Origin of the sequence: Sphingomonas sp. So64.6b (assembly GCF_014171475.1) — a bacterium.
GTDB lineage: Bacteria > Pseudomonadota > Alphaproteobacteria > Sphingomonadales > Sphingomonadaceae > Sphingomonas > Sphingomonas alpina_A.
Genome location: NZ_CP048817.1, coordinates 3,440,237 through 3,457,431, shown reverse-complemented (window position 1 = coordinate 3,457,431; position 17,195 = coordinate 3,440,237). Strand labels below are relative to the sequence as shown.

Sequence of the window (17,195 nt, the reverse complement as noted above, 5' to 3'; positions counted from 1 at the left end):
CTGCCGGCAAACCAATTACCCCGCCAGACTTCGCGATGCCTGTTCGAACATGTCCTTCGACAGGCCCGGTGTCGCGACGATCCGCTCCAGTTCGGCACGCATCATCGCCGCGCGGTCTTCGTCGAACCGGCGCCAGCGGCCGAGCGGCGGGATCAGTTTCGCCGCGGTCTGCGGGTTGAGCTTGTCGAGCGCGATCAATTGATCGGCGACGAAGCGATACCCTTCCCCCGAGGCCTGGTTGAACGCGCGCTGGTTGACGCTGAACGCTCCGACCAAAGCGCGCGCCCGGTTGGGGTTGGCCAGCGTGAAATCGCGATGGCGCGCCAGGTCGGCGACCATCGCCGGCGTGTCGTCGCGCGCGGAGAGCGCCTGGGTCGAGAACCATTTGTCGAGCACCAGCGCATTGTCGCTGTAGCGGTTGTAGAAGATATCGAGCGCCGCGACCCGCTCCGGCGCGTTGCCGCTGACCAGGCTGGTCAGCGCGCCTTGCCGGTCGGTCATATTGTCCGCCGTTTCGAACTGGCGGAAAGCAAGTGCTGCCGCGTCACCGGCGCCGCTCGCCGCGATATAACCGAGCGCGACGGTCTTGAGCCGCCTTTGCCCTTTCGCGCCGGGCGAATATTCGAACTTCGCCGCGCGCGCGCCTTCATAAGCGGCACGCCATTGCGGCTCGAGTGCGCGCGCGAGATCGCGGCGCAATGCCTCACGCGCGCGGAAGATCGCTTCGGGATCGACCTGCGCCATCTGGTCGCCGATAAAACTGTCCGAGGGCAACAACACCGCTTCGGCGATGAAGGCCGAATCGAGCTGCGCATCCTGCAACGTGTTGGCGACCGCGGCGATCACCGCGGCGTGATCCGCGCGACCATGCGCCGTCCCCTCGACCAACGTGTCGAGCATCAGCTGCTGCATCGCTTCGTAACGCGCGAACGGGTCGTCATCATGCGCCGAGAGGAAAGCGAGATCGGCCGCCGAGCGATCGGTCTCGACGATCACCGGCGCGGAAAAGGCTCGATTGATCGACAATATGGGACGCTCCGTGACGGTCTCGAAACTGATCTGTTCCTCCGCGTCGGACAACAGGATCAGCTGTTCCGGTCCGATCGGCCGCGCGGTCTCGGCACCGAACAGCTTGAGCTTGAGCGGCAGGACCATCGGCGCCTTGTCGGACTGGCCGGGCGTTGGCGGCATACGCTGCGCGAGCTTGAGGACCGCTCGGCCGCTGCCGGGTTCGTGGCTCAATGACGCGGAGACACGTGGCGTGCCCGCTTGCGAATACCATAAGCGGAACTGGGCAAGATCGATCCCGCCAGCTTCCTCCATGCAGGCGACGAAATCTTCGCAAGTCGCCGCGGTTCCGTCGAAGCGATCGAAATACAGGTCGGTCGCGGCGCGGAATTTCTTCGGGCCAAGCATCGTCGCCATCATGCGGATGACCTCGGCGCCCTTGTTGTAGATCGTAGCGGTGTAGAAATTCGAGATTTCGAGATAGGCGTCGGGACGGATCGGATGCGCCAGCGGCCCCGAATCCTCCGGGAATTGCGCCGCGCGAAGCCCACGCACATCCTCGATCCGCTTGACCGCCGCCGAACCCTGATCGGCCGAAAAGCTCTGGTCGCGAAAGACCGTGAAGCCTTCCTTCAGCGACAGCTGAAACCAGTCGCGGCAGGTGACGCGGTTGCCCGACCAATTGTGGAAATATTCATGCGCGACGACCGCGGCGATCGCGTCGAAATCATAATCGGTCGCGGTCTCCGCATCGGCCAGGATGTAGCGCGAATTGAAGATGTTGAGGCCTTTGTTCTCCATCGCGCCGAAGTTGAAATCATCGACCGCGACGATGTTGAACACGTCCAGGTCATACTCGCGGCCATAGACATCCTCGTCCCATTTCATCGAGGTCTTGAGTGCTTCGATGGCGTGCGCGGTCTTGGGCAGGTCGGCGGGGCGTACCCAGATGCCGAGTGCGACTTCGCGTCCCGAACGGGTGACAAAGGTCGCGCGATTGGCGACCAGATCGCCCGCGACCATCGCGAACAGATAACAGGGTTTCGGGTACGGATCGTGCCATTCGGCCCAATGCCGTCCGTCACCGAGATCGCCCGCGCCGACCGGATCGCCATTGGCGAGCAGCACCGGGAAGCGCGCCTTGTCGGCCGCCATACGCACCTTGTAGCGCGTCAGCACATCGGGGCGGTCAGGGAAGAATGTGATGCGGCGGAACCCTTCCGCTTCGCACTGTGTGCACAGATTGCCGCCCGAGGCGTAGAGCCCCATCAACTGCGTGTTGCGGTCAGGCGCGATCTCGACTTCGGTTTCTACGACATGTTCGGAGCCCGACAGCTCGATGATCAGCGCATCGTCCTCGATCCGCCAATTGTTGATCGCAACGCCGTCGACCTTGACCGACAAGGGCGTCTGGCCCGCGCCGTCGAGCACCAAAGGCCGGTCATGCGCGCTGGTCCGCACCAGTTTGAGCGTCGCATGCACCCGGGTTGCGCTGGGATCCAGATCGAGGTCGAGCGCGATCTCCGGGACCTGCCAGTCGGGCGGGCGATAATCCTCACGACGGGTGATAGCGGGATGGGCGGTGGCGGTCTGAACATCTAACATCGCGACCAATCTACAGGAGCGGACAAGGGCTAAGCCACCGAAATCTCGCACAGCTGCGGAATCGGACGCAAATTGCGACGCTTGCGCGGCGGCGCAGCCGTGCTACCCCGCTGACACACATCTATTCGAAAAGGGTCCGGGATGTTTCGAGTTATCGGCGCGGCAGCTTTTGCCGGCCTGGCGAGCGCAGCAATCGCGCAGACCACACCCCCCGCCACTCCGACGCCCGCTCCCGTCACCAAACCGGCCCCGGCAGCGATCAACGCGATCGTCAATGCAGTCCTGCCTGACGATCAGGCGGCGATGAAGGCGCATGTCATGTTCCTCGCCTCCGATGCGATGCGCGGGCGCGAGGCGGGGAGCCCGGAATTCGACATCGCGGCGCAATATGTCGCGGCGCAATTCTACGCCGCCGGCTTGCGTCCTGCGGGCGAGCAGGGCGGTTATATCCAGAAGGTGCCGCTGACCACCTACAAGGCGGCCGACAAGGGCAATTTCGTGCTGACCCGTCCCGGCCAGCCGCCCTTGGCGCTGGTGTTCGGGGAGGATTATGCGCCCGGTGCCAATCCCGGCAAACGCGAGACCGCGATCGACGCGGCCGTGGTGTTCGTCGGTTACGGCATCGTCGCGCCGCATGTGAAGCGCGACGATTATGCCGGGGTCGATGTGCGCGGCAAGATCGTCGCCTATTTCGCCGGCGCGCCGAACAGCCTGCAAAGCGAGGAACGCGCGCATTTCTCAAGTCCCGCCACCAAGGCGGTGATCGCGGCCGAGCATGGCGCGGTCGGCACGATTGCGCTCGACCGGCCCGGCGCGATCCGCGGGCGGACTTTCGCCACTCAGGTGCGCGACTGGGACGATGAGCGCACGACCTGGGCCAATCCCGACGGAACCGGCGGCACCGCCGGCGCACCCGGCCTGGGCACGCTCAGCAGCATCGGCGCCGCCAAATTGTTCGTTGGCGCCAAGGCCAAATGGGAGGATATCCTCAAACAATCGGCCAATAGCGAGACCAGGTTCAAGGCACTGGAACTGCCCGGCACGCTGACCGTCGCGTTGAAGACCAGTTTCGAACCCGCAACCAGCGCCAATGTCGCCGGTGTGATCCCGGGCAGCGACCCGAAGATCGGCAAGGAGATCGTCATTCTCTCCGCTCATCTCGATCATATCGGCGTGGGCAAGCCCGACGCGACCGGCGACACGATCAACAATGGCGCGGAGGACAATGCGGTCGGCATCGCGTCGCTGATCGAGGAAGCGAAACGCTTCAAGGTGAGCGGCAAGCCACCGCGTCGCACCGTCATGTTCCTTGCCGTCACCGCCGAGGAAAAGGGACTGGTCGGATCCGATTATTTCGCCAAGCACCCGACCGTGCCGAAGGAGAGCATCGTCGCCGACGTCAATCTCGACATGCCGCTGCTGACTTATCGCTTCGAGGATATGGTCGTGTTCGGCGCCGATCGCTCGACGCTTGGTCCGATCGTCAGCAAGGCGGTGGCCGGAGTCGGCGTGACCATGTCGCCCGATCCCGACCCGGCTCAGGCGATCTTCGTGCGATCGGATCATTACCGCTTCGTGCAGCAAGGCATCCCGTCGGTGTTCCTGTGGCCGGGTCAGGCGGGTGCCGGCAAGGCGGCCTGGGCGAAGTTCTTCGCGGAGAATTACCATCAGCCATCGGACGAAGTGTCGCTGCCGATCGACTGGGCGCAGGGTATCCGTTTCGTCGACGCGAACTATGCGATCGCGCGCGAGATCGCCGATGGCAATGACCGCCCGCGCTGGAACAAGGGCGATTTCTTCGGTCTGCTCTACCGGGGATATGGCGCGAAATAGAATGACGGTTCTGGATGAAATTGGGGGAGCGGATATGCGCAAATCGATGATCTGGGGCGCCGCGGGACTGGCGGCCGTCTTGCTGCCGACCATGGCCCATGCGGCCAGTCCGGCGTTTGATGTCGAACGGGCGACCCGCGCCTATCTCGACTTGCTGCAGGGCCCGGCGCGAGCCAAGTCCGACGCTTATTTCGAGGGCGGCTACTGGCTTACGCTATGGGGCACGCTCGCCTCGGTCGTCACCTATCTGATCATGCTCGCGACCGGCATGGCGGCCCGGTTCCGCGATATCACCGAACGGCTGATCAAACGGCGCTGGCTGCAGCCGGCGATATTCGCCGTGCCCTTCACCATCGCCGGCGCGCTGATCATTCTGCCCTGGACGATCTACACCGGCTTTTTCCGCGAGAGACAATATGGCCTGATGAACCAGGGCTTCGGCGCCTGGCTCGGCGAGCAGGCGATCGGCGTGGGCGTCGGCATCGTCGTCAACATGATCCTGTTCGCGGTGATGTTCGCCGTGATCCGGCGCTTCCCGCGACGCTGGTGGCTGCTCGGCGCGGCGGCGATGACGGGCTTCGTGCTGATTGCCGCCCTGGTCGCGCCGCTGTTCATCATGCCGCTGTTCAACAAATATACCGAGATGCCGGCGGGACCCTTGCGCGATCGCATCGTCGCGGTCGCCGCCGCCAATCATATCCCGGCCGACCATATCTATGTTTCCGACGCATCGAAGCAGAGCAAGCGCATCTCGGCCAATGTCTCCGGCCTGGGGCCGACGATCCGCATCACGCTCAACGACAATCTGCTCAACCGCACCGGACCCGACGAAGTCGTCGCGGTGATGGGCCATGAGATGGGGCATTATGTGCTCAATCACGTGCAGAAGGCGATCCTGGCCTTTGCCGTGATCTTCCTGGTGGTCTTTTTCCTGATCGCGCGGATCGCGCCGGCGCTGGTTGCGCGTTATCCGCGTTGGGGCGTGCGCGACGTCGCGGATCCGGCGGCGGCGGCGATCTTCATGCTGCTCGCCTCGGTCGCCGGGCTGATCCTGACGCCGGTGCAGAACACGTTGGTCCGCGTCCAGGAAAGCGAGGCCGACGCGTTCGGCCTAGACGCCGCGCGCGAGCCGGATGGTTTCGCCAAGGTCGCGATGCGCCTGTCGGAATATCGCAAGATCGAACCGGGTCCGGCCGAGGAGGCGCTGTTCTTCGACCATCCGTCGGGCGCAACGCGGGTGCGTATGTCGATGCAGTGGAAGAAGGACCATGTGCCCGGCGCGACGATGATCAAGCCGGACGTGAAGTTCGACCAATAGATGCCGTCGCTGTTCGTCTTCGGGCTCGGTTATAGCTCGGGCCGGCTGGCGGCGCGGCTGCGTGGCGAAGGATGGCGCGTGACCGGCACCAGCCGGGACGGGCGTGACGGCACGATCGCTTTTGCCGACCGTGACCGGCTGCTGCCGGAAATCGCCGCGGCGAGCCATATCCTGTCGTCGGTGCCGCCGGAGGGCGAGGTCGATCCGGTGCTGGCGCTTTATGGCGAGGCGCTGGCGGCGGCGTCCGCATGGCTCGGTTATCTCTCGTCAACCGGCGTCTATGGCGATGCCGGCGGCGGCTGGGTCGATGAAAGCGCGCCGATCACTGGACGGCGCGCAGCGCGCGCGGCCGCCGATGGCGCGTGGCTGAAATCAGGTGCGCGGGTCTTTCGCCTGCCCGGAATCTATGGCCCGGGCCGGTCGGCGCTCGACCGCGTGGCGGAAGGGCGTGCGCACCGGGTCGACTTGCCGGACCAGGTGTTCAGCCGGGTTCATGTCGATGATATCGTCGGCGGCGTGATCGCCGCGCTCGATGCGCCGCCGGGCGCATATAACCTGGCCGACGATGCGCCGTGTGGGCAGAATGAGGTGATCGAGTTCGCCAGCCGTCTGCTCGGCCACCCCGCGCCGGCGTTCATCGATCTCGCGACCTTGTCGCCGATGGCGCGCGCTTTCTATGCCGAGAACCGGCGCGTCGCGAACGGCAAGGCAAAGCGCGTGCTGGGCTGGCGCCCGGCGTATCCCGATTACCGGTTCGGCCTGCGCGCCTTGAGCGCGATGACCAGTCCGATCATCGCCAGCACCGCGCCCGCCCCGGCGAGCAGCGACCAGCGATACCCCTCGAAGATCGTCGATAGCAGCATTGCGATGACCGGCACGATCACGCCCGAATAAGCCGCCTTGGCCGGGCCGATGATGCGGAGCACGCCGAAATAGAGCGTGAAAGCGACGGCCGAGGCGATCACGCCGAGATAGAGCACGCCAAGCAGATAGGCCGGGCGCAGCTCGATCACCGGCGGCCCGGTCAGGCTCCAGGCGAGCGCCGCATCGAACGCCGCGCCGATCAGCATGCCGATACCGAGCATCACGGCCATCGGATAGCGTTTGGCAGTGCCGGTGCCCTGCATGATATTGGCGGTCGAAGCCGACATCACGCCGGCCAGCGTGAAGCCGATGCCGGCCATTGCCATATGCAGCCCGCCCGCGCCGGTCCGTGCCTCATGGACGAAGAGCAATGCCACCCCGGCCATCGCCACCGCCGATCCGGCGAGCAATTGCCGGCCGAGCCGCTGGCCAAGGAAGATCCGTCCGAGCACCGCATTGGGCACAAGCAAAAGCGCGAAGATGACCGCGACCAGCCCCGAGGTGATGTAGCTTTCCGCGCGATAGACGAAGTTGAAATTGAGGCAGAACTGGAACAGCGCGAGCCCCGCCGCGAACGCCCAGCCGCGTGCGTCGAGCGCAATCCGTTCGCGCCGGATCGTCGCATAGATCAGCATCGCGACGCCCCCGACCAGAAAGCGATAAGCGACCGACCAGCTAGGCGGTACGACGCCCAGCTGATCCTTGATGACCAGCCAGGTCGAGCCCCAGATCAAGGTGACGATGGCAAACGGAATCAGGACGGAAAGGCGGGTCGATTGCGGTGGTGGCGCCCCGGTATCGGCCTCGTTCACTGGCGTTCGGCCAGCTTGCGTTCCCACGCCACGGCATCGCCGACGATCGTGTCGAGGTCGTCACGCTGCGGTGTCCAGTCGAGCGTCTCCAGGATCGCCTTGTTGTCGGCGATCAGCGCCGCCGGGTCGCCCGCGCGGCGTCCCTCGAACCGCCGCTCGATCGTGCGGTTGGTGACGCGGTCGACCGCGTCGAGCACCTGGGTGACCGAAAAGCCCCGGCCATAACCGGCATTGAGAATGTGGCTTTTCGACGGGTCGGCGATCAGCAGGTCGAGCGCCGCGACATGCGCCGCGGCAAGATCGCTGACATGGATATAGTCGCGCACCCCGGTGCCGTCGGGCGTGTCGAAATCACTGCCGAAGATCGCCACCGAATCGCGCTTGCCGGTCGCCGCTTCGACCGCGACCTTGATCAAATGCGTCGCGCCGGCGGTCGATTGCCCGGTGCGCCCCTGCGGGTCGGCGCCGGCGACGTTGAAATAACGCAGCGCGGCATAATTGATCGGGTGCGCCGCCGCGACGTCGCGCAGCATCGCCTCGGTCATCAATTTCGACATGCCGTACGGGTTGATCGGCACGGTCGGACTGTCCTCGGAAACCGTCTCCGTCGCCGGCGTGCCATAAGTCGCGGCGGTCGAGGAGAAGATGAAATGCGGCACGCCCTCGGCCACCGCACTTTCGAGCAGGGCGCGGCTGGCAACGGTGTTGTTGCGGTAATATTTGAGCGGATCGCTGACCGATTCGGGCACCACCACCGATCCGGCGAAATGCATGATCGCCTTTACATGATGACCGCGGATCGCGGCGCGAACACGGCCATCGTCCTCGATGTTCGCTTCGATAAGCGTCGCGCGCGAATCGACCGCCCAGGCGAAGCCGGTGACGAGATTGTCGACCACCACGACCCGATAGCCGGCATCGAGCAGAGCGAGCACCGCATGGCTGCCGATATAGCCCGCTCCGCCCGTCACCAGCACCGTCATGTCGCGCATCGTCTTGACCTCGATCAGTTCGCGTGTCCGCCTAACAGCGCGGATTGCCTCACGCCACCGCGTTCCTATCTTAAGAAGAGATATTGAGGAGCTTATCATGGCAAGCGAAGTCGCCACGCTGGCGGGCGGATGTTTCTGGTGCACCGAAGCGGTGTTCAACGACGTGATCGGGGTCGAAAAGGTCGAGAGCGGTTATATCGGCGGCTCGGTGCCCAACCCGACCTATCGCCAGGTATGCGGCGGCGACACCGGCCATGCCGAGGCGATTCGCGTGACCTTCGATACCGATCAGCTGAGCTATGGCGACTTGCTCGACATGTTCTTCGCAACGCATGATCCGACGCAGCTCAACCGCCAGGGCAATGATGTCGGGACGCAATACCGCTCGGCGATCTTTCCGCATTCGCCCGAACAGGAGATCGAGGCGCGGACCGCGATGGCGCGCGCCGCGACCGAGGTGAGCGGCCCGATCGTGACCACGATCGAACCGCTGACGGTATGGTATCCAGCCGAGGATTATCACCAGGAATATTGGCAGGGCGAAGGGCAGCGCAATCCCTACTGCCAGGCGGTTATCCCGCCAAAGCTGAAGAAACTGAGGAAGAGCTTCGCCGCGAGGTCGAAGGCGACCGAAGCGGCGTAGCCCCGCTTAAGCCCCTTCCCTGAAAGGGAGGGGCTTTTTACGCCCTCAAAGCGCTTCGCCCTCGATCGGCGGCTTGGCTTTCGCATCGGCGCCGAGCGCCTTGTAGACCAGCCCGCCAAGTATGCCGCCGACGATCGGCGCGACCCAGAACCAGACCAGTTGCGTCAACGCCCAGCCGCCGACGATCAGCGCCGGTCCGGTGCTGCGCGCCGGATTGACCGAGGTGTTGGTGATCGGAATGCTGATCAGATGGATCAGCGTCAGCGCAAGGCCGATCGCAATCGGTGCGAAGCCGGCCGGCGCGCGCGTGTCGGTCGATCCCATGATCACCAGCAGGAAGAAGAAGGTCAGCACGACTTCGGCGATCAGCCCGGCCTGCAGCGAATAATGACCCGGCGAGTGTTCAGCGACGCCATTGGCGGCAAGGCCGTTGGCAGCGAGCGAATAATCGGGATTACCGGTGGCGATGAGGTACAACAGGCCCGCCGCGACGATCGCGCCGAGCACCTGTGCGATGACGTAAAGCGGGATGTCCTTGGCCGAAAAGCGCCCGCCGGCCCATAGGCCGATGGTCACAGCCGGGTTGAGATGACAGCCCGAGATATGGCCGATCGAATAGGCCATAGTCAGCACGGTCAGGCCGAAAGCGAGGGAGACGCCCGCCAGGCCGATGCCGACCTCGGGAAAGGCCGCGGCGAACACCGCGCTGCCGCAGCCGCCAAAGACGAGCCAGAATGTACCGAGAAACTCCGCGAGACCGCGTTGCGTATTGGTCATGTCTTCCTCCCTGTCGATCTTAGTTGGAGGAAGATGACCTATCGTTGCGCCGCCGTAAAGATGTCAGTCGCGGTGCGCGGCGCGACGTAGACGATCGTTGATCGCCAGCCCGAGACCGTGATGCGGGACTGGCGCAATGGCGATGCGCGGGCGGTCATTCGCATCGGCGTGGTGGAGCAGGTCGAACAGGCGGGCAGCCGCCTCGGTGAGGTCGCCCGCCGATGACAGGGTTTCGTCACCGGCGATCGGGCCGAAGCCGATCAGCCATTCGCCGTCCTCAGCCAAGGTCGCGTTGAGGCGCAAAGGCTTGGCGGGAGCATAATGGCTTTCAAGTTGACCGGGAGCCGTAACCAGACGCTTCTCCTGCGCAGGCCGGGGCCCAGTGGCGCTGGACGGCGTAACTGGGCCCCGGCCTGCGCCGGGGAAGAAATGTTGGAGAGCTTCATCGGTAATCGGCCCCGGGCGAAGAATCTTCAGCCCACCATCGGTCGAGACGATCGTCGACTCCAGCCCGGCCTCGGTCGCGCCGTCGTCGATCACCAGCGGAATCCGCCCGCCGAGACTCGCCACGACATGTACCGCGCGTGTCGGGCTGATGCCCCCACTCGCATTGGCCGAGGGTGCGGCGAGCGGCTTGCCCGTCGCCGCGAGCAATGCCCGCATCGCCCGGTGTTCCGGCACGCGAATCGCGATCGTCGTCAGGCCCGCCGTGACCAGAGACGCGACCGCCGCGCCCCTGGCCAACGGCAGGACCAATGTCAGCGGTCCCGGCCAGAACGCTTCGGCCAGCCCAAGCGAGAGATCGTCGAACGCCGCCAACGCCCGTGCCGCCGCCAGATCGAGGACATGAACGATCAGCGGATTGAAGCTCGGCCGGCCCTTGGCGGCATAGATTGCGGTAACCGCCAAGGCCTGGGTCGCATCGGCGGCGAGGCCGTACACCGTCTCGGTCGGGACGGCGACGATCCCGCCCGCCGCGATCAGCGCGGCGGCCTGTACGATCGTATCCTCGCCATAGGGCAGGACGCGCGTCGTCATGGGGGTTGGAACAGCCATCGGGCGCGCTATAGCCGCGCAACGCCTGCGCGATAAGAGGACTTGCCCGTGTTCACGCCACCCACCGCCGACCAGCGTTTCGTGCTCGATCATGTCGTCGGGATCGACGAGCTCGCGCAGAGCGAACGCTTCGCCGCTGCGTCGTCCGACGTGGTCGATGCGGTGCTCGACGGCGTTGGCCAGCTGGCCGAAGGCGAATGGGCACCGCTCAACCGCGCGGGCGATACGGTCGGCGCGAAATGGACGCCCGAGGGCGTGGTGATGCCCGAGGGATTCGTGAAGGCCTATCACGATTATGTCGAGGGGGGCTGGGGCACGATCGGCGTCGCGGAAGAATTTGGCGGCCAGGGCCTGCCCTTCGCGATCCAGACCGCGGTACTCGATACGCTGGGCAGCGCCAATATGAGCTTCGCGCTCGCCCCGACTCTGACCGTCGGTGCGATCGAGGCATTGGCCCATCACGGCAGCCCGGAACAACAAGCGCTCTATTTGCCGCATCTCGCGACAGGCGAATGGACTGGCACGATGAACCTGACCGAGCCACAGGCCGGATCCGATGTCGGCGCGTTGCGTACCAGCGCAAAGCCGCTTGGCGACGGCAAATGGTCGATCAAGGGCACCAAGATCTTCATTTCGTTCGGCGATCACGACATGGCGCCGAACATCGTCCATCTCGTCCTCGCGCGCACGCCGGATGCGCCGGCCGGGACCAAGGGTATCTCGCTGTTCCTGGTGCCGAAATACCGGCTCAACGCGGACGGCACTCCGGGTGACTTCAACGATGTCCGCGTGGTCTCGATCGAGCACAAGATGGGCCTGCACGGATCGCCGACCTGCGTGTTGAGCTTCGGCGACAATGACGATTGCATCGGTGAACTGATCGGCGGCGAATATGGCGGCATTCGCGCGATGTTCACGATGATGAACAATGCGCGATTGAATGTCGGCCTGCAGGGTGTGCAGATCGCCGAGCGCGCGACCCAGGCTGCGGTCGGCTATGCCCGCGAGCGCATCCAGTCGGCACGCGCCGGCTCCGCCAGCCGCGAATCGGTGGCGATCATCGAGCATCCCGATGTCCGCCGCATGCTGCTGCGCATGAAGGCACAGACTCAGGCGGCGCGCGCGCTTGTCTATCTCGCCGCCGCGCAGGTCGACCGCGCGACGCTCGGCGAAGCGGGCGCGCAGGACCGGCTCGAAATCCTTACGCCGCTGGCCAAGGCGCATGGCACCGATATCGGCTGCGAAGTCACCTCGATCGGCATCCAGGTCCATGGCGGCATGGGTTATATTGAGGAGACCGGCGCGGCGCAGTATTTCCGCGAAGCGCGCATCACGCCGATTTACGAAGGCACCAACGGTATCCAGGCGGCCGATCTGGTCGGGCGCAAGCTCGGGCTCGACAATGGCGGTGTGTTCGGGCGGCTGATCGCCGACATGCGTGCGGAGGCGGAGGATGCCGGGCTGATCGCGCTGATCGATACCTGCGAGGAGATCGGCCGCGGCCTGATGACGCTCGACGCCGACGACAAGCTCGCCGCGAGTTACCCCTTTCTGACCATGCTCTCGACCGCGGTGTGCGGCTGGCTGATGGAACGGCAGGGCCGGATCGCGGCATCGGCGGATGGTGACCCGGCATTCCTCGCCATGAAGACGGCAACGGCGCGCTTCTATGTCGCGCAGATCGTGCCTGAGGCGATGGGTTTGAAGGCGGCAGCGACGGCGACGGCGGATGTGCTCTATTCGATCCCGGCGGAAGTGTTTGCAGCTTAGGAAACTCCTTCCCCCCCTGCAAGGGAGGGGAATCGTCAGAACAACTTGCGAATACTCAGCTTCACGGTCCGTCCCAACGGGTCGAGATAGTCGGGCTGATAACTGATCGGCGTCGCGCCATTGACGTCGGTTACGCGCTGGCGGCTGTCGAACACATTGTCGAACGCCAGGGTGATCCGCGTGCCGCGCAGCCAGGGGTGCTTCTTGAGCAAGTCGAGCCGCTGGCCGAGATCGGCGAACAGCCGCACATTCAGCGTCGTCAGCGCGGAGAAGGCCAGCGGCTCAGGAGCGCCAGGGGTGCCGCCATTGACGCGCGTGCCGCTCCGGTAATTGCCCGACAGCCGTAACCCGGCGCCGTTATTGGTATAACCGGCCTGCAGTTGCACCTCATGCCGCGACTGACCGCCGCTGCCGCCGATCGCATCGCCGTTGAGCAGGTCGAGGCTTGGTCCGCCATCGGCGATCAGGACCTTGTCGGTAAGATGCCAGGTGTGGAAGATGCCGAACTGCAGACGCCCGCCACCCCCGCCGCCTCGACGACCGCCGCCTCGTCCACCGAAGCCGCCTGCGCCGCCGCGCCCGCCGCCGAAGCGCGGGCGATCGCCATCGGGCGCGCCACCCCCGGCCGGGGCAGCACCGGGCGCTCCGCCGTCTGGCCTGTCGCCGCTTGCCCCATCACTGCCGCGCCGGCCACCGCGCTCGCCATCCTGTCCCGGCCGCCTCAGGCCAGCAAAGGGATTGGGGCCAGTGCCTTCGCGGAACGCCTCCAGTTCCTTCTGCACCTTCGACTTGAGGCTCTTGGAGAAATTGATCCCCCAGCGAAGTTCGGAACGTTCACTGCGTGCAAAGTTGATCGGGCGCGTATCGACGCTGATCAGCCTGCCGGGCGCTGTCGTGCCTGTCGCTTCACGCACGAAGCGGTCGGGAAATGCCGCTTCGATCGCCGAGCTGGCCGAGGGGAACGAAGCGCTGGGATCGTCGGTCCGGCTCTTCACATAAGTGGCGGTGAGAGTCAGATCGGTCTTGCCGAAAGGATTGAGCGTGAGCCCGATCTTGGTCACGTGATTATTGTCCGCGCGCAGTTCGGGATTGCCGCCCGACATGGTCGTCACCGTCGCTGTTTCGCCGCGAACATAATCGAATACACGCACATTGGGCGTGATGATCAGCGGATTGGCGAGTTGCTGTGCGCTCGGCGCGCGATCCTGGTCGGTATGCGACACGATCAGCCGTACACCCTCGACCGGCGACCAGTTCGCGCCATAACCGAGCGTGGTCAGCGTGCCGAAGTCGGACAGATGATCCGCGGCAATATTGAAATTGGCCGACAGCTTGCCGAGAATGCCCAACACGTCCTTCGACTTGTTGGCGATCGGTATGTCGATATTGATCTGGCCGTTGACGATGTCGCGCGACACGTCGCCGGGCGTGACGATGTTGGCTCGATAGGTGCGGCCGGAGAAATCGCTGGTCTGTCCGCCGATCTTGATGCTCGTCGCCACTGATCCCGCGGGCAGGGCGAACAATGTGCCGGTGAACAGTGCATCGACATCGAGGTTGCTCGATGTCGCATAGGCACGGTTGGCAACCCCGGCACCGACATCGGCCAGGCCCAGTCGACCGAATGGATTGGCAGTCGGATCGCCCGCATTGAGCCGCGCCTGGAACGTCGAGATATCGAGCCCCGCATCGGTAACGGTCTTGTTCTCGCTGCGGTCGTAAGTGCCGGTCAGCGACCATTGCCAGGTCGAGATAGTGCCGTTGAGCGTCGTGCCGAGATGCCCGCTGACCGACGAATTGCGCTGCTTCAAGGGCGCGAAGCCGTCGAGCGAGCGATCAACCGTTACCGCATTGGCGAAGGGCGAGAAGGGATTGTCCGGCGCCAGTGCCAGCGACACGCCGGGCAGGCCATTGGTCCCGACGCTCTCGGTCGTCTCGATCGTGCCGTTCACCGTGGCCGACACGTTGCCCAGGATCGTCCGTGCATAGACCGCATTGGCGCTGAAATTGCGGCTCGACGGCAATAGAGTGCGATATGCGCTGGGATCGCTGAAGGTTTGTTGACCGGCGGTCGCGGCGAAATCGCCCAGTACGGGTGCGCCATTGGCGGCGGAGGCCGGCACGCCGGCGATGCTCACCAGCGATCCCGCCTGTGCGCTCAACAGCGGATCGATCTCGCCGTTGGGGTTGGTGATGCTTCGCACACCAACGATATTGCCCTGGGTCGAAAACAGGCTCGGCTGCGGGTTGATATCGCGCTCGGCCTCGGTCAGCGCGCTGCTGTCCTGATATTTGACGTGCAGGTTGAAGCGTCCGCCGCGCCTGATGGTCAGCAGATCGAGATCGCCTTGCGCGGTGTTGCGCGCGCCCGCCGTAGCCAGCTTGTCCTGCGCCTCGACCGTCGTCGCCTTGAAACGGCGGCGCAGCACGACGTTCACGACTTTCTGGTCGGCGGGATAGCCATATTTCAGCGCAACTTCTTCGGGCAATATCTCGACGCGCTGGATCGCCTCGGTCGGGATGTCGCGAATCTCGGAAAAACCCGAGATGCGCTTGCCGTCGAGCAACACCACCGGCGCACCGCCGCTGCCTCGTCCGCTGCCGGTCAGCGGCGCAAGTTCGTCGAGCAGGTCGGAGATCGAGCTGACGCCGTAAGAGCGGATCTCGGCCGCGCCGATCTGCTTTTCAGGCGGTATGTCGCCGATCACCGACCCTGGCAGGTTGCGCGATCCGGTCACGACGATATCCGGTTCGTCCGACGCGATCGCATCGGGATCGGTATCCTGTGCGGTTTCGGGCGGGGCCTGGCGCGGCACATCCTGTGCCATCACCGGCATCGCCGCGGTTGTGGCCATCAGGAACAGGACAAAACTCAAACGCCGCATGACAACTCCAGTCGCTCATTCGCGACTGCCTCTAATCGGCAATTGTCTCAAGAGTATGCCAGGCGGAATTATGCGGCAGGGCGCGCCTGACCGGCCAGCACCGCAACACAGCCGTCGATGCCGGCGATGTCCCGGCCCCTTGCGCGCAGTGATGCCACGCCCTCGGCAGCACAACTGGCAAGGATGACGCCGTGCGCCCGGTCGATCATCGTCAGGTCGATCGAATGATCGATGACCACGCCGCGCGCCGCCCATAGCTGGCGATAAGCGAGCAGCACGGGCGCGTAATGCGCTTTGCCTTCCAGAACGAAGCCCGGGTCTATGACGAGGATCGGCCGGTCGGCGCGTGTGGCCAGCCGAGCGAGGAGCGCGCCATATTGTCCGGACTGTGCGCCTTCGCCGACGATCGGCACATAATATCGCCGCGCAATCGCCCCGGCGCCGCCCATCAGGATCGGCCAGACTGCGACCACCACCAGCACCATGGCGATCAGCCGCGAAAAGCGCGCACCGGACCGCCAGACCGCGCCTGCACGTTTGAGCATGAGATGCGCGGTGATCGCCGCGGCGACCGCCATGAACGGAATCGCCGGCAGGATATAATGATTGAGCTTGGACGCGGCACCGGTGAAGGCCGCCAGAACGCCGATCGTGACGCAGAGCGAAAAGAGCAGGAGGAGCCGCATTCGTCCGCGTGCGAAAAACAGTGCGATCGGCGACAAAAACAGCAGCGGAGTCGCGGAGAAAAACCCGGCGCGCAGCTGGGTAATGTAAAACCAGCGCGATTTCTCGACGACCAGCGACGATCCGAAACGGCCGCTAACGTCGTTGAACCACGCAGCGCGCAAATAACCCGGCGCCTGCAGTTCGCACAGCAGCAGGAATATCCCGATTGTCGCGACAATGCCTATCGCCAGGACGATATAGGCGGGTGTCGCCCAAAGGCGGCGCCATCGTCTGGTGATCAACAGATACAGGACGACGCCGACGCCCGGTATCAGCGCGGCGATGCTCTTGGTCAGGAATGCGCAGCAGATCGCCGCGCCGATCAACGCCAGCAATGCTCTGGAAGGACGTTGCTGATGCAGGGCGAGAAACAGCAGGCAAAGATAGGCGGTGACGAAGAACAGCAGCAGCGCGTCATAGTCCGCCGTTCGCGCGCTGTGCTCGCCGAAATAGGCGGGGCTCAGCACCATCAGCATGGTGGCGAGTACAGCGATGCTGGTCGATCCGCTGGTGCGTCGCACGAACCAGAAGAGCAGCAGGATCGTGCCCAGTGCCGCGATCATACTGGGTAGTCGCAACGCCCATTCCGTCGGACCGAAGACGCCAACGCTTGCCGTCATCAGCCAGATCAGCAGCGGCGGTTTGGTGTTCCACAAATCGGGCGCGCCGCCAAAAGTGGTGATCAGTCCGAAACCGCTTTCGCGCATCTCAAGCGCGTTGACGATGTTGCGCGATTCGTCCCACAATTGGATCGGCATCGTCGCGCGGTCCACGAACAGGAATATGGCGGAGACGATGAGGATCAGCGTTGCGACGATCGCGGTGCGGCCGATCGGCCAGCCGTGCGATCGACCGGATTCGAATTGCCGCCTGATTGCCATTGGTACCGATATGCTCATGCCGATA

At 64.6% G+C, this 17,195-nt stretch carries 11 protein-coding genes and 1 pseudogene; 5 read left to right on the top strand and 7 right to left on the bottom strand.

Annotation, left to right across the window (positions count from 1 at the left end):
- Window positions 1-15 precede the first annotated feature (15 nt).
- The gene (gene pepN / locus G4G27_RS16510; RefSeq protein WP_183109664.1) at window positions 16-2,613 is read right to left on the bottom strand and encodes an aminopeptidase N; all 2,598 of its coding nucleotides are present in this window, start codon (window positions 2,611-2,613) and stop codon (window positions 16-18) included.
- Between the two features lie 141 nt (window positions 2,614-2,754).
- On the opposite strand from pepN, the gene G4G27_RS16505 reads away from it, so the two are divergent.
- The 3 genes and pseudogenes from G4G27_RS16505 to G4G27_RS16495 form a co-directional block, all read left to right on the top strand.
- The gene (locus G4G27_RS16505; RefSeq protein WP_183109663.1) at window positions 2,755-4,446 is read left to right on the top strand and encodes a M28 family metallopeptidase; all 1,692 of its coding nucleotides are present in this window, start codon (window positions 2,755-2,757) and stop codon (window positions 4,444-4,446) included.
- 34 nt (window positions 4,447-4,480) lie between these two features.
- The gene (locus tag G4G27_RS16500) at window positions 4,481-5,764 is read left to right on the top strand and encodes a M48 family metallopeptidase (protein ID WP_183109662.1); all 1,284 of its coding nucleotides are present in this window, start codon (window positions 4,481-4,483) and stop codon (window positions 5,762-5,764) included.
- Window positions 5,765-6,598, top strand: a pseudogene (locus tag G4G27_RS16495) (SDR family NAD(P)-dependent oxidoreductase); the annotation flags it as partial. It abuts the gene before it with no gap.
- On the opposite strand, the gene G4G27_RS16490 reads toward G4G27_RS16495, so the two are convergent.
- Both G4G27_RS16490 and galE read right to left on the bottom strand, forming a co-directional pair.
- Entirely contained in the window at window positions 6,511-7,440 is a 930-nt protein-coding gene (locus tag G4G27_RS16490; RefSeq protein ID WP_183109661.1) for a DMT family transporter, read from the bottom strand. The pseudogene G4G27_RS16495 and the gene G4G27_RS16490 sit on opposite strands and share 88 nt — an antisense overlap.
- Window positions 7,437-8,432, bottom strand: a complete 996-nt coding sequence (gene galE / locus G4G27_RS16485) for a UDP-glucose 4-epimerase GalE (RefSeq protein WP_183109660.1) — start codon at window positions 8,430-8,432, stop codon at window positions 7,437-7,439. The genes G4G27_RS16490 and galE overlap by 4 nt, the downstream gene beginning before the upstream one ends.
- Before the next feature lie 97 nt (window positions 8,433-8,529).
- Here galE and msrA point away from each other — a divergent pair, with 97 nt between their 5' ends.
- Window positions 8,530-9,075: a peptide-methionine (S)-S-oxide reductase MsrA gene (gene msrA / locus G4G27_RS16480; protein ID WP_183109659.1), complete on the top strand. Its 546-nt coding sequence runs from the start codon at window positions 8,530-8,532 to the stop codon at window positions 9,073-9,075.
- A gap of 45 nt (window positions 9,076-9,120) precedes the next feature.
- On the opposite strand, the gene aqpZ is transcribed toward msrA, so the two are convergent.
- Together aqpZ and G4G27_RS16470 are read right to left on the bottom strand one after the other, a co-directional pair.
- Window positions 9,121-9,852: an aquaporin Z gene (gene aqpZ, locus G4G27_RS16475; RefSeq protein ID WP_183109658.1), complete on the bottom strand. Its 732-nt coding sequence runs from the start codon at window positions 9,850-9,852 to the stop codon at window positions 9,121-9,123.
- 63 nt (window positions 9,853-9,915) lie between these two features.
- Window positions 9,916-10,908, bottom strand: coding sequence for an L-threonylcarbamoyladenylate synthase (locus tag G4G27_RS16470; protein WP_183109657.1), 993 nt, complete (start codon window positions 10,906-10,908; stop codon window positions 9,916-9,918).
- A 48-nt stretch (window positions 10,909-10,956) separates the two neighbouring features.
- On the opposite strand from G4G27_RS16470, the gene G4G27_RS16465 reads away from it, so the two are divergent.
- Entirely contained in the window at window positions 10,957-12,678 is a 1,722-nt protein-coding gene (locus tag G4G27_RS16465) for an acyl-CoA dehydrogenase (protein WP_183109656.1), read from the top strand.
- A gap of 35 nt (window positions 12,679-12,713) precedes the next feature.
- Here the strand turns inward: G4G27_RS16465 and G4G27_RS16460 are convergent, their stop codons facing one another.
- Together G4G27_RS16460 and G4G27_RS16455 are read right to left on the bottom strand one after the other, a co-directional pair.
- Entirely contained in the window at window positions 12,714-15,563 is a 2,850-nt protein-coding gene (locus tag G4G27_RS16460) for a TonB-dependent receptor (protein WP_183109655.1), read from the bottom strand.
- A 68-nt stretch (window positions 15,564-15,631) separates the two neighbouring features.
- A complete protein-coding gene (locus G4G27_RS16455; RefSeq protein ID WP_183109654.1) occupies window positions 15,632-17,188 on the bottom strand; it encodes a glycosyltransferase family 39 protein in 1,557 nt (518 codons plus the stop codon).
- Window positions 17,189-17,195 lie beyond the last annotated feature (7 nt).